2 protein-coding genes are annotated in these 974 nt (G+C 73.5%); both read left to right on the top strand.

The window, feature by feature from the left end:
* A partial coding sequence (locus D471_RS0118275) for an Asd/ArgC dimerization domain-containing protein (RefSeq protein WP_017599953.1) occupies positions 1-577 on the top strand: 577 nt, incomplete at its 5' end.
* Positions 578-603: 26 nt separating this feature from the next.
* Positions 604-974 (top strand): bifunctional ornithine acetyltransferase/N-acetylglutamate synthase (locus D471_RS0118270; RefSeq protein WP_017599952.1); only part of this gene is annotated, 371 nt, incomplete at its 3' end.

The raw sequence follows: 974 nt of genomic DNA, 5'->3' as shown, positions 1-974 counted from the left end.
CACCCTCGCCCTCTTCCCCGGACTGGCGGAACAGCTCGTCGAGCCCGACCTGACCGTCGTCGCCGTCACCGGCACCTCGGGTGCGGGCAAGGCACCCAAGCCGCACCTCGTCGGCAGTGAGATCATGGGGGCCCTGAGCCCCTACGGTGTCGGCGGAACCCACCGCCACAACCCAGAGATCGTGCAGAACCTGACCTCCGTGACCGGCGAACCCGTCCGTTTGTCCTTCACCCCGGTCCTCGCCCCCCTGCCCCGCGGCATCCTCGCCACCTGCACCGCTCCCCTGCGTCCCGGCGTGACCGCCGCGCAGGTCCGCGCCGCCTACGAGACCACCTACGCCGACGAGCCCTTCACCGACCTCCTGCCCGAGGGCACCTGGCCCAGCACCGCCATGACCCTCGCGGCCAACACCACGCTCCTCCAGGTCGCCGTGGATCCCGACGCGAACCGCATGGTCGCCGTCGCCGCCCTGGACAACCTCACCAAGGGCACCGCGGGCGGCGCCGTCCAGAGCACCAACCTCGCCCTCGGCCTGCCCGAGACCACCGGACTGCCGCTCACCGCGGTCGCTCCCTGACACGCCCCAAGACAGAAAGGCACACCGTGAGTGTCACCGCACCCCGGGGCTTCCGCGCCGCGGGAGTCGCCGCGGGTCTGTCCACCGGCGGCGCCCGGGACGTCGCCGTCGTCGTCAACGACGGTCCCTCCCGAGCGGCCGGGGCCGTGTTCACCGGCGGAACCGACCGAGCCGCACCGGTCCTGTGGTCCGCGCAGGTCGTCGCGGGCGGGCGCGTGCGCGCCGCCGTCCTCAACTCCGACGGCGCCAACGCGGGTACCGGTCCCCTCGGCTTCCAGGACGTGCACGCCGTCGCCGAACACACCGCCGACGCCCTGTCCGATTCCGCCGCCGAGATCGTGGTGTGCTCCAGCGGCCCCGCCGACGTCCGGCCGCCCCTGGACTCCTTGTGCGACGG

Source organism: Nocardiopsis lucentensis DSM 44048 (genome assembly GCF_000341125.1).
GTDB lineage: Bacteria > Actinomycetota > Actinomycetes > Streptosporangiales > Streptosporangiaceae > Nocardiopsis > Nocardiopsis lucentensis.
This window is presented reverse-complemented; position numbering and strand designations above follow the sequence as displayed.